This is a genomic window from Natrinema zhouii (genome assembly GCF_013456555.2).
Lineage (GTDB): Archaea > Halobacteriota > Halobacteria > Halobacteriales > Natrialbaceae > Natrinema > Natrinema zhouii.
Genome location: NZ_CP059154.1, coordinates 392,893 through 418,117, shown reverse-complemented (window position 1 = coordinate 418,117; position 25,225 = coordinate 392,893). Strand labels below are relative to the sequence as shown.

21 protein-coding genes and 1 tRNA gene are annotated in these 25,225 nt (G+C 64.0%); 10 read left to right on the top strand and 12 right to left on the bottom strand.

Annotated features, from left to right (window positions below; genetic code table 11):
* Positions 1-25: 25 nt before the first annotated feature.
* Both polX and HYG81_RS20785 read right to left on the bottom strand, forming a co-directional pair.
* Positions 26-1,777 (bottom strand): DNA polymerase/3'-5' exonuclease PolX, encoded by a 1,752-nt coding sequence (gene polX, locus HYG81_RS20790; protein WP_180841607.1) that lies wholly within the window; start codon positions 1,775-1,777, stop codon positions 26-28.
* Positions 1,774-2,214, bottom strand: a complete 441-nt coding sequence (locus tag HYG81_RS20785) for a DUF5788 family protein (protein WP_180841606.1) — start codon at positions 2,212-2,214, stop codon at positions 1,774-1,776. The genes polX and HYG81_RS20785 overlap by 4 nt, the downstream gene beginning before the upstream one ends.
* A gap of 270 nt (positions 2,215-2,484) precedes the next feature.
* Here HYG81_RS20785 and HYG81_RS20780 point away from each other — a divergent pair, with 270 nt between their 5' ends.
* The 3 genes from HYG81_RS20780 (at position 2,485) to HYG81_RS20770 (ending at position 5,511) form a co-directional block, all read left to right on the top strand.
* Complete coding sequence (locus HYG81_RS20780) at positions 2,485-3,429, top strand: rhomboid family intramembrane serine protease (RefSeq protein WP_180841605.1); 945 nt, start codon at positions 2,485-2,487, stop codon at positions 3,427-3,429.
* Positions 3,430-3,498: 69 nt separating this feature from the next.
* The gene (locus HYG81_RS20775; protein WP_180841604.1) at positions 3,499-4,290 is read left to right on the top strand and encodes an endonuclease V; all 792 of its coding nucleotides are present in this window, start codon (positions 3,499-3,501) and stop codon (positions 4,288-4,290) included.
* A gap of 279 nt (positions 4,291-4,569) precedes the next feature.
* A complete protein-coding gene (locus HYG81_RS20770) occupies positions 4,570-5,511 on the top strand; it encodes an SDR family oxidoreductase (protein ID WP_180841603.1) in 942 nt (313 codons plus the stop codon).
* Between the two features lie 28 nt (positions 5,512-5,539).
* Here the strand turns inward: HYG81_RS20770 and HYG81_RS20765 are convergent, their stop codons facing one another.
* A complete protein-coding gene (locus HYG81_RS20765; protein WP_180841602.1) occupies positions 5,540-6,067 on the bottom strand; it encodes a DUF7097 family protein in 528 nt (175 codons plus the stop codon).
* Between the two features lie 138 nt (positions 6,068-6,205).
* Here HYG81_RS20765 and HYG81_RS20760 point away from each other — a divergent pair, with 138 nt between their 5' ends.
* Both HYG81_RS20760 and HYG81_RS20755 read left to right on the top strand, forming a co-directional pair.
* On the top strand, positions 6,206-6,589 hold the full coding sequence (locus HYG81_RS20760; protein WP_180841601.1) for a DUF192 domain-containing protein: 384 nt from the start codon (positions 6,206-6,208) through the stop codon (positions 6,587-6,589).
* A gap of 214 nt (positions 6,590-6,803) precedes the next feature.
* The gene (locus HYG81_RS20755; RefSeq protein WP_233289906.1) at positions 6,804-8,288 is read left to right on the top strand and encodes a 2-isopropylmalate synthase; all 1,485 of its coding nucleotides are present in this window, start codon (positions 6,804-6,806) and stop codon (positions 8,286-8,288) included.
* A gap of 86 nt (positions 8,289-8,374) precedes the next feature.
* Here the strand turns inward: HYG81_RS20755 and HYG81_RS20750 are convergent, their stop codons facing one another.
* On the bottom strand, positions 8,375-8,575 hold the full coding sequence (locus HYG81_RS20750) for a hypothetical protein (RefSeq protein ID WP_180841599.1): 201 nt from the start codon (positions 8,573-8,575) through the stop codon (positions 8,375-8,377).
* A 269-nt stretch (positions 8,576-8,844) separates the two neighbouring features.
* On the opposite strand from HYG81_RS20750, the gene HYG81_RS20745 reads away from it, so the two are divergent.
* The 3 genes from HYG81_RS20745 (at position 8,845) to HYG81_RS45340 (ending at position 12,794) form a co-directional block, all read left to right on the top strand.
* Positions 8,845-10,515, top strand: coding sequence for a hypothetical protein (locus tag HYG81_RS20745; RefSeq protein ID WP_180841598.1), 1,671 nt, complete (start codon positions 8,845-8,847; stop codon positions 10,513-10,515).
* Positions 10,516-10,728: 213 nt separating this feature from the next.
* Positions 10,729-12,534 (top strand): asparagine synthase-related protein, encoded by a 1,806-nt coding sequence (locus tag HYG81_RS20740; protein WP_180841597.1) that lies wholly within the window; start codon positions 10,729-10,731, stop codon positions 12,532-12,534.
* Positions 12,535-12,668: 134 nt separating this feature from the next.
* Positions 12,669-12,794: a hypothetical protein gene (locus tag HYG81_RS45340; protein ID WP_255647639.1), complete on the top strand. Its 126-nt coding sequence runs from the start codon at positions 12,669-12,671 to the stop codon at positions 12,792-12,794.
* Positions 12,795-12,838: 44 nt separating this feature from the next.
* Here the strand turns inward: HYG81_RS45340 and HYG81_RS20735 are convergent, their stop codons facing one another.
* The 4 genes from HYG81_RS20735 to HYG81_RS20720 form a co-directional block, all read right to left on the bottom strand.
* Complete coding sequence (locus HYG81_RS20735) at positions 12,839-14,467, bottom strand: 4Fe-4S ferredoxin N-terminal domain-containing protein (protein WP_180841596.1); 1,629 nt, start codon at positions 14,465-14,467, stop codon at positions 12,839-12,841.
* 632 nt (positions 14,468-15,099) lie between these two features.
* A tRNA-Ser gene (locus tag HYG81_RS20730) sits at positions 15,100-15,184 on the bottom strand.
* 156 nt (positions 15,185-15,340) lie between these two features.
* Positions 15,341-18,031, bottom strand: a complete 2,691-nt coding sequence (gene ppc, locus HYG81_RS20725) for a phosphoenolpyruvate carboxylase (protein ID WP_180841595.1) — start codon at positions 18,029-18,031, stop codon at positions 15,341-15,343.
* A gap of 486 nt (positions 18,032-18,517) precedes the next feature.
* Entirely contained in the window at positions 18,518-19,447 is a 930-nt protein-coding gene (locus HYG81_RS20720; RefSeq protein ID WP_180841594.1) for an NAD-dependent epimerase/dehydratase family protein, read from the bottom strand.
* A gap of 219 nt (positions 19,448-19,666) precedes the next feature.
* Between HYG81_RS20720 and HYG81_RS20715 the strand changes: the two genes are divergently transcribed.
* Complete coding sequence (locus HYG81_RS20715; protein WP_180841593.1) at positions 19,667-20,119, top strand: MaoC family dehydratase; 453 nt, start codon at positions 19,667-19,669, stop codon at positions 20,117-20,119.
* 122 nt (positions 20,120-20,241) lie between these two features.
* Positions 20,242-20,550 carry a DUF8119 family protein gene (locus tag HYG81_RS20710; RefSeq protein ID WP_180841592.1) on the top strand — a complete coding sequence of 103 codons (309 nt, stop codon included), beginning with the start codon at positions 20,242-20,244 and terminating at the stop codon, positions 20,548-20,550.
* A gap of 18 nt (positions 20,551-20,568) precedes the next feature.
* Here the strand turns inward: HYG81_RS20710 and HYG81_RS20705 are convergent, their stop codons facing one another.
* From HYG81_RS20705 to HYG81_RS20690, 4 genes are all read right to left on the bottom strand, one after another.
* Positions 20,569-21,789, bottom strand: a complete 1,221-nt coding sequence (locus HYG81_RS20705) for a hypothetical protein (protein ID WP_226376002.1) — start codon at positions 21,787-21,789, stop codon at positions 20,569-20,571.
* Between the two features lie 310 nt (positions 21,790-22,099).
* Entirely contained in the window at positions 22,100-23,197 is a 1,098-nt protein-coding gene (locus HYG81_RS20700) for a glycosyltransferase (protein WP_180841591.1), read from the bottom strand.
* Complete coding sequence (locus HYG81_RS20695) at positions 23,198-24,181, bottom strand: glycosyltransferase family 4 protein (protein WP_180841590.1); 984 nt, start codon at positions 24,179-24,181, stop codon at positions 23,198-23,200.
* A gap of 96 nt (positions 24,182-24,277) precedes the next feature.
* Positions 24,278-25,141 carry a hypothetical protein gene (locus HYG81_RS20690; RefSeq protein ID WP_180841589.1) on the bottom strand — a complete coding sequence of 288 codons (864 nt, stop codon included), beginning with the start codon at positions 25,139-25,141 and terminating at the stop codon, positions 24,278-24,280.
* Positions 25,142-25,225 lie beyond the last annotated feature (84 nt).

Below are 25,225 nucleotides of genomic sequence, written 5' to 3'. Positions count from 1 at the left end.
GAGTTCGTAGACGAGATGCCGTTGCTTAGTGGAGGAACTCGCGGAGGTCGTCGAGTTCCCACGTGTTGATCACGTCGGTCGGTTCGGCCCAGCCCCGGCGCGCGGTGTGGACGCCCCAGCGCATGTACTCGAGCGTCGAGGGCTGGTGGGAGTCCGTGTTGACCGAAATGGGTGCACCCTCCTCGAGGGCGGCCTGGACGGCACTTCCCCAGAGATCGAGCCGGCGGGGATTGCTGTTGACCTCGAGGGCGGTGTCGTGCTCGGCGGCGGCCCGTCCGAGCGCGGTCGCGTCGAACTCGAGGCCGGATCGGTCGTTGAGCAGCCGGCCGCTGGGATGGCCGAGCACGTCGATCGCCGGGTTCTCGAGGGCGTGGACGAGTCGCTCCGTGGCGGTTTCGGCGTCCTGCCCGAGCGCGCTGTGCGTCGAGGCGACGATCACGTCAAGGGCATCGATCACCGCCTCGGAGAGGTCGATCTCGCCCGCGGCGTCGACGTTGGCTTCGATCCCCGCGAAGACCTCGATCTCAGCTGCAGCGCCGACCTCGCGGATCTCCTCGACCTGCTCGAGGATCTCGGTATCGGAGAGGCCCATGCCGCCGACGATACCGGGGCCCTCGGCGTGGTCGGCGATGCCGAAGAAGTCGTAGCCGCGTTCCGCGGCGGCGTCGACCATCGCCTCGATGGACGTGTTGCCGTCGGACCAGTCGGTGTGGCTGTGCAGGTCGCCGCGGATGTCGTCGCGCGTGATGAGGTCCGGCAGCTCCCCGTTTTCCGCGGCGGCGATTTCGCCCCGATCCGTCCTGAGTTCCGGTGGAATCCACGGCAAGCCGAGCGCTTCGTACATGCCCGCTTCGGTTTCGCCGGCGACGCGGTCGCCGACTCGCTGTCCCTCCGCCTCGTCCGGTACTCCGCTTACATCGAAGGCTCCGTACTCGTTGAGCTTCATCTCGCGGTCGATCGCGTAGTTGCGCAGGCTGACGTTGTGGTCCTTGCTCCCGGTGAAGTACTGGAGCGCGGAACCGAACTCCTCGGGAACGACGACGCGCAAATCGACGCGAATCTCGCCGATTCGGATGCTCGCCTTCTCGGGGCCGGACTCGATCTCGTCGTCAACTGAACTCCACGCGACGAACTGCTCGACCACGTCCTCGCCGGCGTTCGTCGCCGCGAGAACGTCCACGTCGCCGATCGTCTCACGCCACCGGCGGATCGAGCCCGCCACTTCGCAGCGCTCGACCGCGTCGATCGACTCGAGGAACGCGAGCACGTCGTCGGCGAGCGGCCGCGCCTCGCCGAGCAGCTGGCGCTGACCGATGGTCCGGGCGAACTCCACGTTCTCGAGTATGTTTTGCTCCGTTTTCGGCCCGAACCCCTTCACGGACTGTATCTCGCCGGCTTCGGCCGCCTCCTCGAGATCGTCCAGGGTTTGAATCCCGAGTTCGCGATAGAGCGTTCCTGCAGTCTTGGGGCCGACGCCCTCGATGCGGGTGATGTCAGCGATGTCGATCGGGAGTTCGGCACGGAGCTCCTCGAGCTCGTCGATCTCGCCGGTTTCGACGTACTCGATGATCTTCGACGAGATGACGTCGCCGACGCCGTCGATGTTCTCGACGGCCTCGTGGTCGCCGGCCGCGATCTGATCGGCGATCGGCGACGGATGCGCGCGGATGTTCTCGGCCGCCCGGCGGTACGCGCGCGGCTTGTACTCGACGTCGTCGGCCTCGAGCAGGTCCGCGAACTCCTCGAAGCGAGCGGCGAGTTCGGCGTTGGTCGTCATCGGCCCCTCCGCGCGCTGGCGTCGTCCTCCTGCCCCAGCGCCTTCTTCAGGAACGACATCCAGCGTTTGCGGTCCTGCGCCTGCTGGACCTGCTGTTCACGCTCGAGATCCGTCGGCCCCAGGCTCTCGAGGGCGTTCAGCGCCCGGTCGATGCCAATGATGCTCCGGGCGAGTTCCTCGCCTTCGTCCCAGGCGATATCGCCCGCCTCGATCCGCTCGAGTCGCTCGAGCCGTTCGCGACGCAGGTTCTTCTTCGCTTGCTCGACGCGCTCGCGCTCACCGGACGGGATCGTCTCGCGGCGTTTGATCTCGAAGACGAACGTCCGGAGGTCGATCTCCTCCCCCTGGATCGTGATCGTCTCCGGGATGTCCGCGCCGACGGTCGCCCCATCGCGCTCGACGCGCTCGAGCAGTTGCTTGCGCTCGTACTCTTGCACAGTCGGATATGGTGGTGGGGAGCCAAAAATGTACAGTCCACGCTGTCGATCAGTGGGGACCTGACCGTTCCGTCGATTTCGGATCGATGGGAATACCGGATGTGACTCCTCACAGCAATACCCTGTTACTCGCCGCTGTTTGGGCTTCCAGTCGATCGGTAGCGAGAGCGTACTGAACCGTCCATCGGGCCTACTGATTGGATCGGCCGCGCCGAAATAATCCGGTGAAAACCCCAAATCCCTTAGCGACTCCGCACATACCCCCGGTCAATGGCCAAGTGCGACGTGTGTGGGAAGGACGAAAACATGCCGTACAACTGTCGGCACTGCGGTGGCACGTACTGTGGCGACCATCGGCTCCCCGAGAACCACAACTGTACGGGACTCGAGAACTGGAACGACCCGAAGGGCGTCTTCGATAGCGGCTTCGACGACAACGTCAATTCGGGCGGGAGTACGTCACGAGCCTCGAGTCTCACCGACAAAATTCCGATCAATACGGGCACGGGCGGACCGCTGGCGTACTTCCGCGGAAATATGACGTACACGGTCCTCGCGCTGATGTGGCTGACCTTTCTCAGTCAGTTAATCTTGCAACAGTTCCTCAGCTACGAGGCCTATAGCTCGATATTCGTTCTTCGCCCCTATCATCCGGAGTACGTCTGGACGTGGTTCACTTCGATTTTCGCTCACGGAGGATTCATGCACATCGTCGGGAACAGTATCGTGATATTCTTCTTCGGCCCGCTCGTCGAGCGCTACGTCGGGTCGCGGAAGTTTGCGATTCTGTTCCTCGTGAGTGGCGCACTTGCCGGGCTCGGACAGATAACGATCCAGATGATAGAGGTGAGTCCGATAACGCCGTTCACCTCCGGTGTCGTGGGAGCCAGCGGTGCTGCACTCGCTATTCTGGGTGTCCTGACAATCTTGAATCCAGATCTCAAGGTGTACCTTTACTTCATCATCCCCGTCCCGATCTGGCTCCTCACCGCCGGCTACGCCTTCATCAGCGTCTTCTTCCTCGCTGGTGCTGGCGGCGGGTTCGGGGCTGGTATCGCACACATGGCCCACCTCGTCGGCCTCGTGATCGGCCTCGCATACGGACAGTACCTCAAGCAAAACCGAAACGTCAGCGCCCCGAACCGCCTCGAGTTCGGCGGTGGCGGCCCCGGTGGACCTGGCGGCCCGGGCGGTCCAGGCCGCGGTCGATTCTGATCGGCCACCCACGTTCTCTGCTACAACCCCGCAACTGATTTTCGCCCGCCGTTTAGTACCGCCACATCGATGAGTACTCCCCGCCCCGATCTCGCACCCGGTTCTGGACTTTCGCGCGAAGAAATGGAAGCCCTCCAGCGCGAAATCGCGTCGGTCGCCGTCTTCGAAGACGAGTTCGCGTTCGATCCCGCCGCGCTCTCGAACCCGCTCGCGACAACCGCCAGCGCCGGCGACCCACCGGTCGTCGTCGGCGTCGATCAGTCGTTTCTCACGAACGACGACGGTGACCAGGATCGCGCACTGAGCGCCGTCGTCGCGATGCGCGGCGGCGAGGTCGTCGAGCGCGTCCACGCGGTGACGCCCCTCGAGATTCCCTACATCCCCGGCCTCCTCTCCTTTCGCGAGGGCGGGCCGATCCTCGCGGCACTCGAGGAGCTGTCCGTCGACCCCGACCTCCTCCTCTTCGACGGCAGCGGTCGGATTCACTTCCGACAGGCCGGGATCGCGACGCACATGGGCGTGGTTCGGGACGTGCCGAGCATCGGCGTCGCGAAGAGCCTGCTCTGTGGAACGCCGCGGGAGGACACAAATAACCTCCCCGAAGGGTCGACAGTCGCCATCGAATCCAACTCGAGGGTTGACGCGTCTGATGGTACCCTCATCGGCTACGCCGTCCAGACCCGACAGTACGACTCGCCGAATCAGTACATCAATCCGCTGTACGTCAGCTCCGGCCACCGCGTCGGCCCCGAGACGGCGGCCGAGATCGTCCTCGAGCTCGCCTCGTCGTACAAACTCCCCGAGCCGGTTCGGCTGGCGGACAAGTACGCCGACGAGGCCAAGCAGGAACTCACCGAGTAGCTCGACCATCCACCGGCTACAGCCGCCCGACCAACCGCCTGCGGTGGGCGGGACTGAAAGGGGCTGGTTCGCTGGGGGAACCCGGACGACGTAAGCACTGGACCGAACGGAGTGAGGGAAGCGCGCAACGAGTCCTGGGACTCCAGCGAACCAGGGGCTTTCGGCGTCATTGCGGTCCATCCCAGACGGTTACTCCCCCGTATACGTACTCAACCAGAAAATTACGATGAGCGCGACAAACCGTCGATACTTAGGTATCGTCTCTCGAACCGGTCACGTATGGCCACCGCTGAGGACGTCGACAGGACAGCCGATGACGGGCCGGACGGGACCGTCGTCGAGGACGACCGCGGTCGCGAGACGACAGCTACGACCGATTCCGATCGTTTCACGCGCAAGAAATCGGTCCTCATCACCGGCTGCTCGTCGGGAATCGGCCGGGCGACCGCCCGAGCCTTCCTCGCCGAGGACTGGCAGGTCTTCGCGACGGCGCGCAACGTCGACGACATCGAAGCCCTCGAGGAGGCGGGCTGCGAGACGCTCGCGCTCGACGTCACCGATCCCGAGCAGGTCGCGCGGGTCGTCGAGGAGACTGTCGACATCGCGGGCTCAATCGACTGCGTCGTCAACAACGCCGGCTACGCCCAGATGGGGCCCCTCGAGGACGTTGCCACAGTCGATCTCCACCGGCAGTTCGACGTCAACGTCTACGGCCCCCACCGGCTCACTCGCGCCGCCCTGCCGCACATGCGCGCCCAGGGCGAGGGCCGGATCGTCAACGTTTCGAGCGTCATCGGCCGGATCTCAATGCCCGGCGCGGGTGCCTACGCCGGCTCGAAACACGCACTCGAGGCGATGAGCGACGCCCTGCGCGGGGAAGTCGACGAGTTCGGGATCGACGTCATCGTGGTCGAACCCGGACCGGTCGAGACGAACTTCACCGACCGCGTCGACGACGAACTCCCAGAGGACGAGCGAACGCCGGCCTACGAGGCGCTGTACGAACTGTACGATGACGCGCAACTGATCGGCGGCGGGAGCGGCGGCCCCTTCGCCTCCGATCCCGAGGACGTCGCCGAGGCGATTCTCGAGTCGGCGACCAGCCCCGACCCGCCGGCGCGGTATCCCGTTGGGCCGCTGGCGCAGTACGGCCTCTACGCTCGCTACCTTCCCGACCGACTTCGCGATGCGGTGTACGGCATCCTCCGAAAACTGGCCTGATTTCCGCTCCGGCGCGCAGCCGCGAAAGTCATCGCTCGTCGTCGTAGCGCTCCGCCGCCGACTCGAACCCGAGTTCCGACTGTTCGCGACCCCGGCGTTCCTCGAGCGCTGCGATCGCCTCCGGATCGAGCGCGGCGTCGTCGGTGATCCGCGCCCACGAGTTGTGGACCTTGGCGTGACACCACCGACAGAGGTAGATCGTGATCTCGTGGGTGAGGCTCTCGCCGTCGCGAGCGTAGGAGAGGTGATGTTCCTCGAGCAGCGGTCGCTCGTCGTCGTGAGCCATCCGCTTTTCCTCGAGCCCACAGCGGACGCACTCGCGGTCGCGGTTGCGCGACCGGAAGTGGGGACAGTCGGCCCACGACCAGTTCGATTCGGGGTCGACGACGGGACAATCGTAGTCGTCGTCCGCGCGCTCGCGAGCGAACTCGGGGTCGTGCTCGTAGTGGTCGAAGGCGTACCGGCACTTTCCCTCACCGGTGAGGTGGTCGCAGACGCCCGCGAACTCGTAGGGGTCGTCGACGCCGACCGAGGTTCCCTGCGGGGTTTTCTCCATATGCGCGTACGGCGGGTTACGCGCGAGCCGATTTGAATCCTCTGGCGCGGTTCCGAGTTGACGACTCGGGTGGCCGGTATCGACTCGAAGAGTGCTGCGGCGAGAAGACTTTTTGCGTCCGGCTTCTCACTCGAGGGCGTGCGACTCGTCCACGATCCGGCTGCCGACAGTCCGTCCGGCGACGGGACCGACCGCGAGATCCTGGCGACGGCGGTCGATCTCGCGGACTCGATCGTGAGCCAGACGCGGGGGCTCATGTTTCGACGATCCGTGCCGGACGACTACGCGCTCGCGTTCCAGTTCGACTCGACGAAGACTCGCGACCTCCACATGCTGTTCGTCTTCTTCCCGATCGACGCCGTCTGGATCGTCGACGGCGTCGTTCAACGGGTTGAGACCCTCCGTCCGTGGCGGAGCTTCGCTCGCGAGAAGGCCAACCTGATCGTCGAACTCCCCGCCGGCACCGCAGCCGACGTCGAGCCCGGCGATCGGCTGGTGCTCGAGGACGATCGAAATCGATAGCGAGCGATCGAGCCGCGATCGGCGGATTTAAGTCGGCATGATACGTTAGCCCACAGTACAATGGCACGAGATACCATCTCAACGCCGCACGCCGAGGATAGAGGAAGTCGGGGCGACCCGGCTGGATGCGAAATTCTCCGACGAACGTAACCCGCCTTCACCACTCTTGCCTGTAACTCACACCCCCGAACAGACGATAGCATCGGACCGTACAGTGCGCCTTCTCGACACGACGCTTCGCGACGGCGAGCAAGCCCCCGGCGTCTCGCTCTCGCCCGACGAGAAAGTCGAGATCGCTCGCTCGCTCGAGCGAGCCGGCGTCTCCGTCATCGAGGCCGGCAGCGCCTGTACCGGCGCGGGTGAGCGACAGGCTATTTCACGGGTGACCGACCTCGATCTAGACGCTCGCGTCACCAGCTTCTGTCGCGGGATCACGACCGACATCGACCTCGCGCTCGAGTGCGACGTCGACGGGGTCCACATCGTCGTCCCCGCCAGCGACCGCCACGTCGAGGGCAAGGTCGGTACCTCCCGCGAAGACAACCTCGAGAAGACCGCCGAACTCGTGGCCTACGCGAAAGACCACGACCTCTGGGTCGAGGTCATCGGCGAGGACGGCTCCCGGGCCGATCTCGATTACCTCGAGGAGCTGGCCGAGGCGTCCCTCGAGGCGGGCGCGGATCGCTTCTGCTTCGCCGACACCGTCGGCCACACCGGCCCGGAACACACCTACGAGGCCGTCGCTCGGCTCGCCGAGCTCGGCCCGGTCAGCGCCCACACGCATGACGATCTCGGGCTGGGCGTAACCAACGCGCTCGCGGCCATCGCGGCGGGTGCCGACCTCGTTCACTGCACGGTCAACGGGCTCGGCGAACGCGCCGGTAACGTCGCTCTCGAGGAGGTCGCGATCGCCCTCTCGCACGTGTACGATCTCGAGACGCTCGAACTCGAGGAGCTCTACGACCTCGCTCAGATCGTCTCGCGAGCGACGGGGATCCAGCTCGCGCCGAACAAGGCCGTCATCGGCGAGAACGCCTTCACCCACGAGAGCGGGATCCACACCGACGGCACGCTCAAAGACGACAAGATGTACGAGCCCTACGCGCCCGAGACCGTCGGCCGCGAGCGCCGGCTCGCGCTCGGCAAACACACCGGCCGCGCGGGCGTCGCGGCGACGCTCGAGGAACACGGCGTCGACGCCGACGACGACGAGGTCGCCGAAATCGCGAACCGGGTGACCGAACTCGGTGACCGCGGCCGAAGAGTCACGGACGCCGACCTGCTGGCCATCGCCGAGGACGTCACCGGCGAGGACCGCGAGCGCGTCGTGGAACTGCTCGATCTCACCGCCACCAGCGGCGGTGCCGTCCCGACCGCGAGCATCCGTCTCGCCGTCGACGGCGAGGAACGCGTCGCCAGCGGCACCGGGTCCGGCCCCGTCGACGCCGCAGTCTCCGCCGTCCGCGAGGCGCTGGGATCGATGGCCGACGCCGAACTCGAGTCCTACCACGTCGATGCGGTGACGGGCGGTACGGACGCCGTCGTCACCGTCGAAGTGACGATGGCTCGCAACGATCGCTCGGTGACGGTCGCCCGCAGCGAGGCCGACATCACCCGTGCGAGCGTGAAAGCGATGGTCGACGCACTGGATCGATTGCTCGCGGCCGACCAGCAGCCGCTCGCACCGGCCGACGACTGACCGGGAGCGAGTCAGCCGGCGGTTGAGCGGCTCGTTTTTCACGATTCGGACGGGCAGTCGGAGCGGCGCCGCCTGGCCGATCGCGTTCAGCCCTGCCGGAAGGGATCGCTAACGAGGTTCCACGGATCGAACACGTAGACGCCCGCCAGAAACAGGGCGACGGCGACGACGAACAGGCGAGCGATCTCGCTCGCCGAGGACGGCACACCGAGGTCGAGCGTCGTCGCCATTACGGCCGCGACCCCGATCCAGAGGCTTCCGACGATCAGTCGCTTTCGACGGTCCATGGTCGATAGTTCGGCTCGCATCACTTGAAATACATTTGGTTTCGGATACGTTCGAACGAGAACGTACTTCGTACGCTCGGGCTGTCGGAATCGTGACTGGCTATAGCCGTCGGTTTCTCGCCGACGGCGACGGGGTGGATCACTTCTCGGATGGGACTACCTACCGACCGCCTCAGCGACCGTTGCAGGGAGGAAACGGACTGGCCAATGTTCGCTGGCGCACAATTATCAGTAGAATGAACATAACAAATCCGGGAATTCGTGACGGTATGCTCGTGATGGACGAAGACAATCAGGAAGATCGATCGGGAAGCGCTATCGGTGAGACGTCGCGTCGTTCGTACGTACGAATGCTCGGTGCCCTGGGGCTCGGTGGCGCTCTCAGCGGTGTCGCCGCGACGAATTCGCGGAACGCCGGTATCGCCGCGGCCCAGAGTCAGGAGGCCGCGTCGATAGCCGTGAGCGACTCGGGAACGACGGTCGACGACGACGTGTCGCACCTCGATTTCGGAGAGTCGATCTCGGTGACCGACACCGATATGGACACCGTCACCGTTCGCGGCGAGACAAACCCGAACGTCGTCGACGTCCGCGACGATCTCGGCGTCGAACCCGAGGCGGACGACCTATGGGGCGCGATCGAAGATCACTACTATTCGTTCGAGCCAACGGAACGAAACCACTGTTACAAGATTCCCGCGGGGACGTGGCACGTCGACACCGACAACGTCCACTTCGACGCCCACGAGTTTCTGGGGATCGTCGGCGAACCGTTCGCCGTCCTCGAAGTGACCGATCAGGACGTCGACCGTCTGATGACCGTCGGAACCATCGACACGTCGCTTCCGAACGCCCAGCGAACGGTCCTTCGGAACGTTCAGGTCGACATCCGCGGCGAGTACGACGCCGGCATCTGTCGCTGGTTCACCTACAGGTACGGCCTCATCGAGAACGTCTCCATGCGCGGGCAGCGCAACAGGCGGGAGCCGACCTACGGTGGCGACCTCCACACGATCATGGTCGACGGGAGGCTACCGACCACGACGAACGTCATCAGAAACTGTCACCTCGTCAACGGTGACACGTACTACGATCGGGACTCCCACTTCGGGTTCGCGATCCCCTTCGCCTCGGAAATCTACAACAGGGGGACGAACCACTGGGAGAGCTGCAAGGCGGCGGGGTACATCTCTCACGGGTTCTACCTCTCGCACGATTCCGGTCGAAACGTTCTCTCCGACTGCCACACGCACAACTGTGCCGCCGCGCATATCCGGCTCGGAACGAACGATTCGGCACGGAACTGCCGGATTTCAATGACTGAACACCCCGGGGTTGCGTGGACTGGCCTCTGGCTCGAGGACGGCGGGAACCAACGGATCGACGGACTGAACGTGACGAACGAGGTCAGGAAGGATACCGAATTGGTTCGGTTGACACAGGACGGTCCAGCCCGCTTGACGAACGTGTCCCTCACCGACGAGGGAACCGACGGCCGCGCCATTCGTATCGACGACAGCGGTGATGCACAGGCGGTCTTCGACAGCTGCTCGCTGAGGGATCGGACGAGCCCGTCGGTTTCCGATTACGCGGTCTCCGTCCGATCGTCGCGGGTGACGTTCACCGACTGCGAGTTCGACGTTTCGTCGCAGTCGTCTACCGATCGCCACGGTCTCTTCGTCACCGACGGTGACGGCAGCATTAATCGGATCAGGATCGACGGCTGTTCGATCGATTCCGACGACGCGAGCCTCCGGTTCGCCGAGAGCGGGGCCGATCACTCGGTCGAGAGCTCGTTCTTCGACGGGCTCGTTATGAGCGATCCCGATACGGAACTCTCGAACGTGCTGTGGACGGGGAACCGCCACTACGGCGAAACCAACTTCCGCGGTGAACGGGTGCAGTGGCAGGGCGACTTCAATTTCGGGTACGAGCTCTAGTCCCGCGCTCGCCGACCGTCGGGCATCGCCTCCGACGCACCGCCCGCGTCCGCTCGGGCCCGTCGATCGGTGATCGGGAGGGTACTGCGAGGGAGTCAACCCGCTTTTGCGACACCGCGTCGAACCGGCCAGTTCGGTCGAATCACCGTGAGAGATCCGTTCGACGGATTTAACTGGTGAATAATAATCCCCCTCAAGTGGCTCCACTCCGGTATGCCTGGAATTACGGTTCTCGGAGAGCCGACTGCCAACGACGTCGTCGACGACGTTCTCGATTCCGTTCGGTTTACCGACGCCTATCAGCGCCACGACGTCCGGACCGATGACCCCGTCGTCGCGTACACGAAGTACGACGAGTATCCGGTATCCGTGTTCGAAACGGAGGCATCGACGGTTGTGCTGGAAGGGTATCTCTACGGTACCGCAGACGTCGACGCGGCGGTCTCGGAAGCCGCGACGCTGATACGGGAAGGCGACACCGAGGCGCTCTCGGAGTGGGTGGCCGCCAGAGACGGCGACTTCCTGCTCCTCGTTATCGACGACGCGGACGGAACAATGTGGGCCGTAAACGACGCGTTCGGACGACTGCCGACCTATCGCGCGACGATCGACGGGACGACGGTCGTCACGCGCGAGCTCAAGGTCATTCGGGAACTGGGACGGGCACTCGGCGACGAACTCGAGCCCGACCCGATCGGCCTCGGGCAGTTGCTGCTCCTCGGCTACCCGCTCGGGACGCGAACGCTGTACGCGGGGGTCGAACGGCTTCCGCCGGGATCGCTGATCGAGGTCGGCGCGGAGTCGGTGACGTCGACACACGAGTTCGAGTTCGACGTCCACGCGAACGGGAATCGAAGCGTCGAGGCGAACGCCCGACGGCTCCGGGACCAATTCGTCGAGGCGTGCGAAAACCGCGCCAGCGTCTCCGAGGAAACGCTCATCTCCCTCAGCGGTGGCCTCGACTCGCGGGCGGCGATCGCCGGGTACACTCGCGTCGATGGGAAACTGACGGCCGCGACATCGATGCGAGCGGACGGCGCGAACACCGCCGAAGTCAACGTTGCACGACAGGTGGCGAACGCGCTCGACGTTCCCTGGGAGTCGTACGTCGTCGACAGGACCGATCACCACCGCGAAACGCTGCTCGACATGACGCAGGGAATGAACAACTTGAGCATGTCCCTGGGTCTCAACTTCGCCGAACAGGTGTCGGTTGACCATCCCCGCGCCACGTTCATCACTGGTGACGGCGGCGACAAGGCGTTCCCCGACCTGACACCGTCGAAAGACGTCGATTCGATCGACGAACTCGTGGACGCGGTTCTCGACTATCAGCAGGTGTACTCGCTCGAGGACGTGGCTTCCCTCATCGACGCCGATCCGGACACGCTCCGCGCGTCGATCCGGGACAGACTCGTCTCGTATCCCGAATCCGACTACGACGGGAAGTTCGTTCACTTCCTCGTTCGCGAGCGCGGGTTCAACTACCTCAACACCGGCGAAGACCGGACGCGATACTACATGTGGTCGACGACGCCGTTTTACTCCCTCCCGTTTTTCACCGAGGCGATGGCGTGTCCGCCCGAACAGAAGCGGCGGACGAACCTCTACCGGGAATTCCTCGCCGCGCTCGATCCGGACACCCTCGACGTCGAGTACGTCGATTACGGTGCGCCCATCAATTCCCTCGAGTACCGCGTCAAACACGCCGGCTACGAGTGGCTGTCCGAGCACCCCGCACTCAAGAAACGGGTCCTCCAGATGCTGGGGCGAGGCGGCAGCTCGTCCGGACAACCACCGACCGCCCTCGTCGACGCGACGAGCAAACCCGACGAGCTGGCCAGCCCGTTCTCGAGCGAGGCGGTCCGGCGAATCACCTGGTCGCAGGGCGGTTACAACACCCACCAGCAGTACCTACTGCTGACGCTCGTCGCGGCCCTCTCTCGGGACGCTGCCGAGCCCGAGTCAGCAGTCGCCGATCGCGAGCGGTCCCGACCCCCGACGATCAACCAGTCGTAACGCCACCTGCCTCCTGCCTCCCGTCTGCCGGCGAGGCTCGATAGCTGTACGATCGGCGCCGACGGCGCGAGCCTCCGGTTCGCCGAGAGCGGTGCGGACCACTCCGTCGAAAGCTCGTTCTTCGCGGGTTCGTGATGAGCGACCCCGACACGACGCTCTCGTCGGTGCTGTGGGTCGGCAATCGGCACTACGGTGAGACCAACTTCAGTGGGGAACGAGCGGAGTGGCAGGGTGATTTCAACTTCGGCTTCGAAGTCTAATCGACGGTCGGGAAGCAGTGGCGGTGACGAGCCACTGGGACGCGTCAATCGTCACGGAGCCCGAGACCGACGGTCTGGTCGTCGAGGGCCTCCTGTCGCCTGTCGAGCATGTCGACCTCCTCGTAGGAGGTCGGGCCTTCGACCTGATGGGCGTTCGGACCCGGCTGCGTGCCGAGATAGGTGACGTTCGGATTCGTCCCGATGCCCTCGAGGAGTTCGAACCGCTCTTCGGGCGCATCGATGTAGTCCTCGAACCGTTCTTGCGCGACATCTGCATTGTCGGAGACCTCGACGTCTTCGGACGGCCCCTCGAACTGGTCGACCGTGAGACCGAGCTGGGAGAGCGTCTCCTCGCTGGTAAGGTCGAGCCCGTGGTCCTGAAGGACCGACACGACATCGAGGATCGTTTGCTCCTGATCTGGCAAGGTGTCGCCCGCCGGTGCCTCCTCCTCGTAGTCTTCCTGGGTGAGCTGGACCGCCACCGCGAGGGCGATCGAGTCCTCGGTGAGGCCGTCGACGGCCTCGGTGACCGCGTCCAGGTTCGAGTCCACTCCCTCGAGCATCGACGGGAGGTCGTCGGGCGACGGAAGCCCCGTACTCACCCGGATCAGCGTTCGCGCTCTGGCCGGGTTCTCATCGTAGCGCTGCGGATCACTGTTCGGATTGTTCATGTCGCCGAACTGGATGACGCTCGGCGGACAGGCCTGTTCGCAAGCGGTCGTGCCGACCAGTTCCTCGCCGTGATTGCCGTCCTGACGAGCCGGATCGAAGACGCACTTGGACATGACCCCGCGAGGTGCACGCCGGCTGACGGGCCGGTCGCGGTAGTCGTAGACCCCCTCCTCGCTGAGCTCCTCCCGTTCTACGTCCGGCTCGTCCCACTGGAAGTAGTTGACGCCGTATGGACAGGCAACCTGACAGTACCGACAGCCGATGCAGACCTCGTAGTCGGTCAGCACGAGCCCCCCGTCGTCGCGCGTGTGACGGGCCGTCGTCGGACACACCTTCTCGCAGGGCGCGTCGGTACAGTGCTGACACGGCCGGACGAGGTAGTTGAAGTCGTGGACGCTCTCGTACTCGTCGGGTTCGGGCGACTCGACGTTGCCGTCCTCGAAGGCGAGGACGTACATCCAGTTCGCCCCCTCGTCCCACTGGTGCTCCGCGTTACAGGCGGTTACACAGGAGAGACAGCCGTCACAGTGCTCGAGGTCGATCGTCATTCCCCACTGCGTCGCGTCCTCGTCGGGGTGTACTTCCCCCGGGTCTTCGACGGCCGGCTGCTCCGGCTCCTGCTGGTCGACCGCACCCCACCCGAGGCTGGCGAACCCGGCACCGGCGGCTCCCTTCTTGAGTACTTCCCGACGGGACTCGTCGCCAGTGAGCGACGAGAGCAGCGACTCCGACTCCTCATCGATATCGTCCGGGCTGGCGATCGGCCGTTCGTCCTCACCGAACTCCTCCATCACGTCCTCGTGATAGCGCTCGTGGAACTCCTCCTCCGAGAGGTCGCCTTTCGTGACCCGCATGGCGTCCCTCCCCATTTCCATTCCGAGTTCGGTGTCGTACTCGGTGTCGTCGAGCACGTCCTCGAGGTCGTCCTGCCACTCGTCGCCGAGCGGGTGAAACGTCTCGTCACTCGCGGTCGAATCGTCTCCCGGTTCGTCAGCATTCATCGCGCCCACCCGGTCAGAACTGTCAGCTCTATCGTTACGTTCATTGGTATCTCGTGACACATCACATACGGCAAGAATTTGCATAGTGGTCCCCCTTGCGAGTGATGGGGTTCCGGTCGGTTCAACGGGGTCAGAAAACTCCCACGCAGATGCGGGAGCCCTAATCGTCGATTCGCACGTCTCGACTCCAATCAGCGGTTCGTCGAAACCGGCAGCGGCTGACTCTCTCTGTGTACATTTTCAAGATGTCGGTTCCAGGAACTGGATAACTCGAGCCGATACGCGTCACTCGTCGGGTGTGGTTGCTGTAAAACGCCGAGAGGGAGATTTGAACAACGCCAAGACGTACTCGCTCACGGCTTCGCCGTTCGCAATCGCGGTCGCGAAGCGACCGCCCTCTCGCTGCGCGAACTGCGACTTGTCTCGTTCAAATCTCCCGTTTACCACTTTGCAGCAACGGAAGTTGATTCGCGCCGCTACGCGGCGCTCATCAGTTTGTTGCTGCAAAAGCGCCGAGAGGGAGATTTGAACCACGGTCGTTTCGCTTCGCTTCACTCCCTGATTCAAATCTCCGTATGGGTTTTACGACGACAGACGGTTCGCTCCGCTCACCGTCGTTGTCGTCGTGAAAACGCCGAGAGGGAGATTTGAACTCCCGAGTCCGTGAGGACAGTAGATTTCGAATCTACCGCCTTGGCCGGGCTAGGCTATCTCGGCTCATCCGTTTCTACTCGAGAGACGTTTTTACCCGTTTCGATCCGTGGCGCTCCCTGTGATCGATTCACGTCCGAGAAAAGCGGCGGAATCGATCGGCTCGAGCGGCCGAACACGGACCGGTACCCGCTGGCGTACCGCTCGATCGCTCCGTCTCGATCAGCCGGTATTCTTCATGCCGGCCGCGATCCCCTTGACCGTCAGCCGCAGCGTTCGTTCCTCGATGTCCGTTCGATGGGTTCGGTTGAGCAAGTAGACCTGCAGCATGTTTAGCGGATCGACGTAGGGATTCCGGCGCTCCAAATTCTCCCCGAGCCAGTCACGGGTGTGGAGCCGATCGCGCTGCCCGATTTCCGTAATGAGGTCGGCGGTCCGCTCGTACTCGTCGGTTACGCGTGGGAAGAACCGATCGCGAAGCTCCGGTTCGGCCATGTCCGCGTACCGTTCGGCGATCTCGAGTTCGGTGCGGGACAGCGAAAGGGCGGCGTTGTCCAGTGTCGTCCGGAAGAACGGCCACTCCTCGTACATCGTCTGCAGCGTCTCCATCGACCCGCCGTCGTCGACGTAGGCCTCGACGCCCGTCGCGATCGCGTACCAGCCCGGCAGGATACACCGCGACTGCGTCCACGAGAACACCCACGGGATCGCCCGGAGGTCCTCGACGGTGCGCTCGCCCGATCTCGACGCCGGCCGCGAGCCCAGATCGAGGTCCTCGATGACGGTGATCGGCGTCGACTGCTCGAAGTACCGGACGAATCCCTCGCTCTCGAGGAGGTCGCGGTACTCCCGTCGAGCGGCGTCGGCCATGGTTTCCATCGCGTCGACCCACTCGTCGCGGACCTCCTCCTCCGGTTGGTCCATCGCCTGCTTGCGCGCCCGGAGCTGGGCGTTGAGCATCTGTTCGATGTTTCGTTCGGCGATGCGGGGATTGCCGTACTTCTCGGCGATGGCTTCACCCTGTTCGGTGAACTTGACCTGGCCCGTCACAGTCGAGTTCGGCAGCGCGAGCAGCGCCTCGTTCATCGGGCCGCCGCCCCGCGAGATCGAGCCGCCGCGGCCGTGGAACAGCCGCATCGTCACGTCGTGATCGTCACAGATCTCGCCGAGGCGGCGCTGGTTCTTGTACAGCGACCAGTTGGCCGCGAGGAAGCCGTTTTCCTTGTTCGAGTCCGAGTACCCGAGCATGATCTCCTGCGTCTGGCCCCGCGCCTTGAGGACCTGCGAATACGCGTCGTTCTCGAACAGCGTCCCCATGATCCGCCGGGCACCCGAGAGGGCGTACTCGGTCTCGAGCAGCGGAACGATGTCGATCCCGGCGTGTTCGGGCAGGGAGATGACGTCGGCCTGATCGGCCAGGAAGAGCACCTCGAGGACGTGGCTGGGTTCCTCGGTCATCGAGATGGCGTAGGTGTCGATGGCGTGGCTGCCGTACTCGGTCTGCCAGTCGGCGAGGCTGTCGAACAGGCGGAGGACGCGCGCCGAATCGTCCGAGAGCTCGTCGGTGTCGCTCAGATCGATCACCGATTCGTCTTGCAAGATGGCGTCGGTCAGGAACTCGGCGCGGTCGTCTTCCGAGAGGTCGTGGTAGTCGACACCCTCGGCCTCGAGCGCTTCGGCGATGGCGTCCGTGTGTTTTTGCTGGTGCTCTCGCAGGTCGAGACTCGCCAGCGAGAAGCCGAACGTGGCGACCTGTCTGCGGATCGGGTCGACGTGGGCGTCGACGACGCTCTCGGCACCGTTGTTGCGCAGGCTCTTCGAGATGACCTCGAGATCGGCGAGGAGGTCGTCGACCTCGTCGTACCCGCCGGGTCGGACGTCGCCGACGCGGCGGAGTCGCTCGCGCATGAGCTTGAGTTTCTGCCGGTAGGGCTCGCCGGGGTAGCGCTCCTCGGCGGTGCGGGCGCTGCCGGGTAGCCGGTCGCGGTCGCGCTCGAGCGAGGCCTGAAACGCGGAGCCGGCGTCGATCCGGCTGCCGTCCTGGCTCAGGACGCCCGAGAGGCGCTTGAGCTGTTCGTGGTAGCGCTCGATGATGACCGATCGCTGGCGCTCGAGCGTGTTCGCGGTCACCTCGGGAGTCACGTACGGATTGCCGTCGCGGTCGCTGCCCGCCCACGAACGGAACTCGAAGAGTTTCGGGATGTCGAGCGAGCCGGCGACTTCCTCGTCGATGGCATCGTCGAGTTCGTCGTACACCTCGCCGACGACCTCGAACAGCGTGTTCTCGAGGTACCACTGGACGTTGCGCGCCTCGTCTTCGGGTTCGGGTTGGCGGTTTCGAACCTGCGGGGTCTGCCAGAGGCTCGTCACCTCGGCGTCGATGTCCCGCCAGGCCTGTCCCTTCTCCTTGTCGGTCAGCAGCCGTTCGTCCAGCGTCTCGAGGTACGTCGAAATCTCTCGCAGTTTGGACTTGACGGTCTTGCGGCGGGCCTCGGTCGGGTGCGCGGTGAAGGTCGGTTCGATCAGCACGTCGTCCAGGATCTGCCTGACGGTCTCGACGTCGGCCTCGCCGAGTTCCTCGGCTGCGGTCTCGAGACTATCGCTGAGTGTTCCGTCCTGAGACCCCGTGCGGATCGTCCGGACCCGCTCGCGTTCCTCGGCGAGGTTGATCAACTCGAAATAGGTCGTGAACGCGCGGGCGACGATCCGCTGTTGGTGAGGCGACAGTCCCTCGAGTTCCGTCACGAGCGGTTCGCGTGACTCGAGTTTCCCTGCTCGGTAGTCGATCGCGGCTTGACGACATGACTCGACCGTCTCGAACGACCTGCGGGACGTCTGGTCCTCGAGGACGTCGCCGAGTAACGCGCCGAGTTCGCGGACGTCCTGTCTGACGTCCCTGTTGTGAAGTCGCATATCGTGTGGATGTTCGTGCCACGGTAAAAACCCCTAGCAGGTGCGCTGATCGTCTCATACATCGTTTTCCGTGACAGTTACCGGTGCCGATATTCGACCGTCGCACGAGCGCTGTCGACCTGTCCGCTCAGCGGTCCGTTGACTATCGGTATCACCACCCTTGCAGTAAAATTCACTACGATTGTAAATCATTTTCAATCTGGTCGAATAGGGGACGGGATATACTCACGGGAGCAGCATTCAATTTCGAACGGCGAGTGCGTTGCGACCACGTATTATTTCCCCCAGATACATCTCGCACGGAAGTCGATGGGTCCCCAAATCCGACGCTGATCCGATCGAGGCTCGAGCCGGCACACCGGCCCGGCTATCACAGCACGGATCGCGCCGGTACAGTTACGGCGTTCCCCGTCGCTTCCGTTTCTCGGACTCTAATTCGCGAAATCGCCACTACTCCGATCCGTGAAAGCCGACGCAGAAATAGCGTTACTGGTCCGTGTACTGCGCACAAACGCGCCGAATGCCCTCTTCGAAGTCGATCCGCGGTTCCCAGCCGGTCTCCTCGCGAATCTTCGACGCGTCGGCGCAGGTATCGTGGACGTACACCGAATCGGGAATCGGGTTCTCGACGTACTCCGGCTCCACGTCGGTGCCGAGTTCGTCGTTGATCATCTCGACGACGGTGTCGAAATCGTACGCCTCGCCGGTCCCAAGATTGTAGATCCCGTCGAGTTCGTGGACTGCGGCCCCCTCGAGGCCGCGGACGATATCGGAGACGTGCGTGAAGTCCCGCGTCTGGGTGCCGTCGCCGTAGAGGACCGGCGACTCCCCGTCGGCGATGTCGTCGGCGAACTGGGCGATCACGTTGGCGTACTCTCCCTTGTGCTCCTCTGCCCCGCCGTAACCCTGATACACCGAGAAAAAGCGCATGCCGGCCGCGGTCATCCCGTAGTGGTTCGAGAAGTACTCGCCGTAGCGCTCTCGAGCGAGCTTCGAGGCTTCGTAGCCGGTGTTGACGCTTACCGGCATATCCTCCGGCGACGGCTCCGTCCGGCTCCCGTAGATCGACGAGGTCGAGGCGTACACCACCGTCTCACAGCCGTCCTGACGGGCCTGTTCGACCACGTTGACGAACCCTTCGACGTTGACCCTGGCCCCCGTTGTAGGGTCTTCCTCGTGCATCGCGTACGACGACAGCGCCGCGAGGTGGAACACGACGTCGACATCCGTCGGCAGGTCGTCCGCAAGCACACTCGCGTCGACGAACTCGACGTCGTCGGACAGGTTTTCGGGCGTTCCCAGATAACAGTCGTCGACGACGGTCACGTCGTTCGACTCCGCGAGATGGTTCGCCAGATTCGATCCGATAAATCCCGCACCGCCGGTGACGAGAACGGTGGCTCCCTCGAGCGTCATACCGAAACAGCCCGTTCGCCGACGCAAAGGTGTTTGGAAGTTCCAGCAACGACGATGACGCAGCACCGACGGTGGCGAGACAATGCCGGTGAGAGCGGACTGCCGGCAACACGACCCGCCCCAGTCGGGGGCCGACGCGGAACGGCCGAGCAGCCGCCCCTGCCGTCTCCACTGCCTCATCCCACAGGTTCTTGCCGATACATGGCACAGGACATGCCGATGCGTTACTACGAGGATATCAAGGTCGGCGAAACCCACGAATTCGGCGAGTATCACGTCACGAAAGAAGAAATCCTCGAGTTCGCCGAGCAGTACGACCCGCAGTCGTTCCACACCGACGCGGACGCCGCCGAGGACTCGGCGTTCGGCGAACTGGTCGCTTCCGGCTGGCACACCGCCGCGATGTGTATGCGGCTGCTTGTCGACGGCCCGATGCAGGACCGCGCTAGCATGGGCGCTCGCGGCGTCGACGAACTCCGGTGGAAACGACCGGTCAAACCCGGGGACACGCTCTCGATCCGGACCGAAGTCATCGACAAGCGCGTCTCGGAGAGCGACCCCGAACGAGGCTACGTCGATAGCCTCCTCGAGGGAGTCACGCAGGACGGCAATGTCGTCATCTCCTGGATTGCGCTCGGCATGATCGCGCGTCGAAACCCGGGCGGTGACTGAGTCGCCAGTACAAGCGCCTGACTCGAGGAACTTCCGAACTCCGAACGGCTATCGAATCGAAGCCGCGACGGACGGATCGAACCAAAAAGCGTATTCCAGCGCTCCCGAACCACCGAGCAACGGTGGCTCGAACGAAACTCGATCCCGCCAGAGCGGACCGCGACGGGGCTAAATCCAGCCGCGACGATGGACCGTTGCTCGAGTCACGACGCCACCGATTGATCGCGTACTGCCGGCACAACGGGGAACGGATCTGTCGCGATACGGCAGTGCTCGTGACCTGGGCGCTGGTGATGACGGTCTGGATACGGGGGTTCGGTCTCCCGGGCTGGCTGTGTTACGTCGTCACCTTCGTCGGTGTCGTCGGGTACACGCAGGCGACGACATCGTGGACGCGGCCGTACGTGAGTCCCGACGATTTCGGGAGGTAGTCAGCGGACGGGCGACCGCTACAGGAATCGGAGCAGCGGCACGAGTAGCGTGACGCCCCAGAGGAGCGCCCCCATTCGAACGAAGCCGTGATCTTCGGGGTCGATTCGTTCCGCGTGTGATGCACCGACGGCGATGAAGCCGAGGGCGATCGCCGTCGAGAACCGGTGGACGAAGACGGTGACCGGCAGCCGTGTCACGCCGAGTGCGGTGTAATCGAGCAAGATTGCCGTCGCGAAGCCGACTGAACTGACAGCGAAGGCCGTCGGCCGATCGAGCGGGCGGGCGAAGTAGTACGTACAGACCGGTAACCCGATGACGAGTAGTGGGTAGAACGCGCCCGCGATGAATCGCGGATCGAGAGAACCGAGGCGCGCCTCGACGGCGATCGCACCGAATCGGACGAAGAGATAGAGTCCGATCAGCGAACCAGCCAGGAGGAACGAGTGGCGGACACGCAGGGAATCGAACTCTCGAGGCACGGTCCGCGATGCGACGCGACCGCCGAGCAGCGCGCCCGGAAGGAGCCCGATCATCGCGAGGTGAACCGGCGAGCCGTCATCGGTGTCGTCGCCGTCATTCCCGACATCGGTATCTATCTCGATACTCGTCACCCAGCCGTCGGAATCGAAGCCGCGGTCGTTCCCCAGATAGTCGCGCGAAACGTTCGAGACGTATCGACGGCCCATGAACTCGCGTTCGACGTACTGCTGTGAGTCCTCCGCGCTGGTGACCGTGTGGCTGAGCCGAAACCAGTCCCAGTGTTCTCGATGGGCCTGCATCGCCGTCCACTCGTCTCCGTCGTCAGGGGACGCGTAGGCCCGAATGTGGTGGCGCGAGCCGAGATACTCGCCGTCGTGTAACTGGTAGCTCTCGTCGAGCCATCGCCCGCTGCTCGGATCGTCGTCGGAAGCGACGTAGACGTACCGAGTCGAGCCGTCGGCGCTCCCCCAGGCCGTCGACGTTCCGACGGCTTCGTCGCTCGAGGCGGCGCTGACGTCCTCCTGTTCGGGAGCGGTTTCGTTCCAGCCGCCGCGGCTTCGCTGTTTCAGGTGCCGACGGGTGTCCGCCGGATCACCGGCGACTACGACGTTGAGCGCGAGCGTCCGCTCCTCGAATTTCGTCGCGCTACTCGTATACGGCCACAGCGACGAGTCCTCGTCCACCGTCACCAACTGCTCCTGTCGGTCGACCGCGGCGCCGCTGGACGGCGTGGTCGCAGACGAGCCGAGGACGAGCACGACGAGGACGAGTGCTAACGCACCGAACGCGATCAGCGTCCGTCGGTCGATAGCCAGTCACCCCCGTCAGTACGTGTTCGAGTTGCCATCGTGGGACCGGACGGAGCGAAGCCGCCCATTGGGTTATGTGGCACCCCGTTCGGTTCGCTTATAGGCCTTCTCGTCGACTCCGTCAGGACCCCTATCCCTGAATATCACCATTTCAGACCGTTTCGAGGTCTGATCGAACGTGGTTCCTGCGGCGGCTGGTTCGTCACTCGAGGACATCGAAATCGATCGAGAACAAAAGACTGCACTCGCGAACCGGTGGTTAGCTGCGTTCTTCTTCGGAGAACCGCCACGGGCTCTCGACGTCGACGACCGCCTCGTCTTTCGAGAGCCCCACGTTGTGATAGAGTTGCTCGAGGTGGTCCATCGTGTACTCGACCGCGTAGCGTTCGACGCCCGCTCTGGTCTCGCGATCGGTCGCCAGACAGGTCTCGATGGCGTCGACCATCGACTCGAGATCGCCGTAGTCGAACCGCTCGCCGTTGTCGGGGCCGATCGTGTGGTCGAACGGCGGGACATCGGCGGCGGCGACGGGCGTTCCGCAGGCGTTGGCCTCGAGTGTCGAGAGGCCGAGCGTGTCCGCGGTCGAGGCGGTGACGAAGGTATCGATCGAGGAGTAGAAGGCAGGCAGCTCCTCCCGGGGGAGGAACGTTCGGATCTCGACGTTCTCCGGGGCGTTGCGCTCGAGACAGTCGCGGTAGGGGCCCTCACCGACGATGACGAAGTCGTATTCCGGCAACTCCTCGGCGGCCCGCAGAATCTCGCTGACGTTTTTCTCCATGCTGAGCCGGCCGCTGTAGCCGATCACCGTCCGGTCGGGATACCAGTCCGCCTCGGTCGCCTGAAAGAAGTCCATGTCGATTCCCACCGGGAGCTGGACGTGTTCGACGTCGCGGTCGATCCGCTCGGTCGACGCGGTGACGACGTCGAAGCTCTCGAGGAACGCGTTCTCGACGGGGACGTACAGGCTCGAGAGCAGAGCCGCGACGGACTCGAGTTTGATGCTCTGGTGGAAGTACTCCTCAAGCGGGGTGTGATGCGTGTAGATCGTCGAGAGATCGCGTTTCCAGGCGTAGTATCGGCCGAGGATGCCGATCGGTGCGGGCCCGTGACAGTGGACGATATCCAGCTCGGGAAGCGTGGACGGCCGTCGGGTGAGGGGGATCCGATAACCGGCGTAAAACGGGTTCGGCAGCGATTTGACCGGGACTTCGCGCTCACCGGGCTCGTAGTCGCCGTCCGGGTAGATGACGTACACCTCGTGGCCCTTCCGTTCTAGCTCCTCGCGCCAGAGCTTGATCGTATACGTTACGCCGTCAATCTCGGGGAAATAACTGTCCGTAAAGAATCCGATTTTCATTCAGGCCACCTCGTCGTACAGCGACTGATACTGCTTCGCGACCGTCTCGAGCGAAAACTCCTCGCTCCGTCGGGCCGCGTTCGATCCGAGCCGATCCCGAAGGTCGGGATCCGTGAGTCGCTCGAGGGCGTCCTCGAACCCGTCGACGCCGGCTCCCGCCACCTTCAGGCAGTCTTCGCCGTCTACGAGCCACGAGAACGTCTCGATGTCCCGAACGAGCACCGGCTTGCCGGCGGCCATCGCCTCGAGCAACGCGATCCCCTCGTTTTCCTCGTGCGTGGGGAAACAGAAAATGTCGCCCGCTGCGAACGCGCCGCGGATGTCGTCGACGTAGCCGGTGAACGTGCAGTTCGCCGGGGACTCCTCGATCAACTGCGTCGTCTCCCGGCCTTTCAGGGAGAGGTCCAGCGGGCCGAACCACGCGAAATCCAGTTCGGGCAGCCGGCGGGCCAGTTCGACGAACGTCTCGAGGCCCTTGCGCTTGATGACGTGGCCGACGAGAAAGACGGTAGGTGACTCGAGGTCGTACCGGTCGCGGTACTCGGTTTCGAGGGATTCGAACCCCGCGAGTTTCTCGCGGTCGACGCCGTTCGAGATGACCGTCGTCGGTGTGTCGGTGTACGTCTCGAGCAGGCGCTGGTTGTATTCCGACGGGCAGACGAGCGCGTCGGCCAACCCGTAGGCCCTCCGGAGATACGGCTTGAGGGGCTTTGCGAGGGCGTTCGTGAATCGAAAGCTCTCTCCGAAGTCCTCCGCGGTCACGTGCGTGTTCGCGACGACGGGAATGCTTCGTCGCTGCGCTCTCGCCGCGTACCAGACGGATCGCGGTCCCATGAGGTTACAGTGAAAAACGTCGGCCTCGAGCGTCGGCGCCGTCGTGTACGCGACACCGAGCCGGTCCAGCATCTTCCGCTGGTGGACGACGGACTCGTGAATGCCGCCGGTGACGTGCGTTTCGAATTCGAAGTAGTGGCTGATCTTCATACCGGACTCCCCCTGTGTGATGCGGTTACCGCCGGCCGCTCGAGACTGCCGCCGCGAATTGGTACATAGTGTTCTCGTCGCCGTCCGGGCACGGCGTTACTCGACTTCGAGCCACGGAACCTCCATGAGCGCTGGGATGTGCGTCTCGATGTGGTGTTCCCAGACGCCCTCCTCGCCGAAGGCTTCCCCGTGATCTGCGGTCACGATGACCGTCCCATCGAGCTCTTCGACCACGTCGGCGACGGACTCGAGTGCGATCCGCAGGTTTTCCTCGTAGAGCGCCATCGCCGCTTCACGGGTGCCGTTCTTGACGAGGTCGGCGGGGTCGAGCTCGAGCCAGAGGCCCGCCTTCTGGGCGAGTTCGCTGCCCTCGAGCGTGTCCTCGACTTTCGGACGGATCGTATCCCCGAGCGAGGAGAGGGCACCACTATCCCCGCCGTCGGTTTCCTTCTCGGCTTCCTCCTGTTTCCGGATTCCTTTCTGGATCTGTTTGAGTTTCTGCCCCTTCCCGCGGGAGAGGTAGGGCGCGTGCGGCTGCATGTAGTGGAGCACCGTCCGGTCAGCTCGCTCGACGGCGTCCTGATTGTCGTGAAAGGCCGCACCGAGACTGTCCGGCGGGACCGTCCCGAGATCGTCGTCCCAGCCCGATTTCCACACGTCGAAGACGTCACTGATGTGCTCCGAGGCGGACCACTCGTAGTCGCAACTGGCACCCCACTTGAGTTCGTTCAGCGGGATCCCCAGATCGTTGATGAATGGGTTTCCGGAGAAGTACGCGATATCGTGTTCGTCGGTGAAGGTCCGGTAGGCCCACTCCGGGGTCGACGATCCGGTGCTCCAGCGCTTCTCCAACGTCCCGTCGAGGTACTCGTCGTACACGTCACTGAACACGTCATACCGGCACGCATCCAGCACCAGACAGTAATCCCACTCCGACTCGAGGAAGTGCTGGTCGTCCATTCGTTGGGCTACCTTTCGATTCGACCACTGTATTCTTATTGGTTCCTGAAAGTCACCGCCACCGCTCCAATCGACCGTCTCTCG

Excerpts from the sequence above, each read along its gene's own strand:
- HYG81_RS20695 (WP_180841590.1), bottom strand. The coding sequence starts at position 24,181 with ATGAAGATCAGCCACTACTTCGAATTCGAAACGCACGTCACCGGCGGC.
- HYG81_RS20720 (WP_180841594.1), bottom strand. The coding sequence starts at position 19,447 with ATGACGCTCGAGGGAGCCACCGTTCTCGTCACCGGCGGTGCGGGATTT.
- HYG81_RS20690 (WP_180841589.1), bottom strand. The coding sequence starts at position 25,141 with ATGGACGACCAGCACTTCCTCGAGTCGGAGTGGGATTACTGTCTGGTG.
- HYG81_RS20780 (WP_180841605.1), top strand. The coding sequence starts at position 2,485 with ATGGCCAAGTGCGACGTGTGTGGGAAGGACGAAAACATGCCGTACAAC.
- HYG81_RS20735 (WP_180841596.1), bottom strand. The coding sequence starts at position 14,467 with ATGAATGCTGACGAACCGGGAGACGATTCGACCGCGAGTGACGAGACG.
- HYG81_RS20715 (WP_180841593.1), top strand. The coding sequence starts at position 19,667 with ATGCGTTACTACGAGGATATCAAGGTCGGCGAAACCCACGAATTCGGC.
- ppc (WP_180841595.1), bottom strand. The coding sequence starts at position 18,031 with ATGCGACTTCACAACAGGGACGTCAGACAGGACGTCCGCGAACTCGGC.
- HYG81_RS20770 (WP_180841603.1), top strand. The coding sequence starts at position 4,570 with ATGGCCACCGCTGAGGACGTCGACAGGACAGCCGATGACGGGCCGGAC.
- HYG81_RS20740 (WP_180841597.1), top strand. The coding sequence starts at position 10,729 with ATGCCTGGAATTACGGTTCTCGGAGAGCCGACTGCCAACGACGTCGTC.
- HYG81_RS20700 (WP_180841591.1), bottom strand. The coding sequence starts at position 23,197 with ATGAAAATCGGATTCTTTACGGACAGTTATTTCCCCGAGATTGACGGC.
- HYG81_RS20750 (WP_180841599.1), bottom strand. The coding sequence starts at position 8,575 with ATGGACCGTCGAAAGCGACTGATCGTCGGAAGCCTCTGGATCGGGGTC.
- polX (WP_180841607.1), bottom strand. The coding sequence starts at position 1,777 with ATGACGACCAACGCCGAACTCGCCGCTCGCTTCGAGGAGTTCGCGGAC.
- HYG81_RS20775 (WP_180841604.1), top strand. The coding sequence starts at position 3,499 with ATGAGTACTCCCCGCCCCGATCTCGCACCCGGTTCTGGACTTTCGCGC.
- HYG81_RS20745 (WP_180841598.1), top strand. The coding sequence starts at position 8,845 with ATGCTCGTGATGGACGAAGACAATCAGGAAGATCGATCGGGAAGCGCT.
- HYG81_RS20765 (WP_180841602.1), bottom strand. The coding sequence starts at position 6,067 with ATGGAGAAAACCCCGCAGGGAACCTCGGTCGGCGTCGACGACCCCTAC.
- HYG81_RS45340 (WP_255647639.1), top strand. The coding sequence starts at position 12,669 with ATGAGCGACCCCGACACGACGCTCTCGTCGGTGCTGTGGGTCGGCAAT.